Below are 1,228 nucleotides of genomic sequence, written 5' to 3'. Positions count from 1 at the left end.
GCACCGCTGAGACGGGGTTGGCTGCGTTTCCGGTGCCAGACGCGAGAAAGTGGCGACAGACATGACGAAAAAACACCAGAAACGCAGCCGCTGGATATTACACTGATGCATAGTCATGCAGCCAGATGCATGGATGTTAAAGTCACACTAAAATCCGCGCCAATGCCTTAAAAACAGGCAAATTCTTCTCCAGCCACTCCCACAGCTCTGCCGCCAGATACAGACAGTCAAGTACAGCTTCAATGACGTTAGGCAGTTTCATAATGCCCCCCAGGTATAGGCCGTGATCTTTTCATCACGACGTATTTAGCGGGAAATTAAGAAGCCCTTCTTCCTGGAGTTTGTCACGTGCCGGCAACCGTCAGCCCAGCGTCGGACCGCAGTAGGTTTTCTGCGTCGTACTCAGCTGGAAAGCATATCTGGTGTAAGCGACACGCATCCACCCTGTACATAGTCCTGCCTGACGCTTTCGAGCAGGTCGAGCATGCAGGAACGACGAGCTTGATTGGTATCGGACACAATATGGCGATACGCCTCAAACATAACAGCACCCGCATCACCGCCCGAACGGCGAAGCATAGCGGAAATCATCCGCACAAAGAGCAGACGTTCATCGGGGCAAAGGTTCATAAGTTCTCCTGGTGAAAAACCAAACATGAAAGCACCCATCTATTAACGTCAGCTGTGAACGCTTCATTAGAAGAAAATAGGTAAACCCGGGAAAAAGATCCAAACGTTAACATCACAGGTAAACAGAAACGTCGGGTCGATCGGGAAATTCTTTCCCGGACGGCGCGGGGTTGGGCAAGCCGTAGGCGCGTCAGTGCTTTTAGCGGGTGTCGGGGCGCAGCCCTGAACCAGTCACGTAGCGCTAGCGGAGTGTATACTGGCTTACTATGTTGGCACGGATGCGGAAATCAGTGAAGTGCTTCATGTAGAAGGAGAAAAAAGGCGGCTCCGGCGCGTCAGCAGAATATGCGATACAGGATATATTCCGCTTCCTCGCTCACTGACTCGCTGCGCTCGGTCGTTCGGCTGCGGCGAGCGGTGCGGGCTTACGAATGGGGCGGAAATTTCCTGGAAGATGCCAGGAAGAAACTTAACAGGGAAACGATAAGGCCGCGGCGAAGCCGTTTTTCCATAGGCTCCGCCCCCCTGACAAGCATCACGAAATCTGACGCTCAAATCAGTGGTGGCGAAACCCGACAGGACTATAAAGATACCAGGC

The 1,228-nt window shown here is 52.9% G+C and carries 1 protein-coding gene; it reads right to left on the bottom strand.

What is annotated here, in order from left to right; all coding sequences use genetic code 11:
* Window positions 1-402: 402 nt before the first annotated feature.
* Complete coding sequence (locus KH813_RS06755; RefSeq protein ID WP_001046775.1) at window positions 403-630, bottom strand: hypothetical protein; 228 nt, start codon at window positions 628-630, stop codon at window positions 403-405.
* Window positions 631-1,228 lie beyond the last annotated feature (598 nt).

The sequence above is a fragment of the Negativicoccus succinicivorans genome (assembly GCF_018373335.1).
Taxonomy (GTDB): domain Bacteria; phylum Bacillota; class Negativicutes; order Veillonellales; family Negativicoccaceae; genus Negativicoccus; species Negativicoccus succinicivorans_A.
The sequence above is the reverse complement of the archived record's forward strand: the minus strand, read 5'-3'. Positions and strand labels throughout refer to the sequence as shown.

Excerpts from the sequence above, each read along its gene's own strand:
- KH813_RS06755 (WP_001046775.1), bottom strand. The coding sequence starts at position 630 with ATGAACCTTTGCCCCGATGAACGTCTGCTCTTTGTGCGGATGATTTCC.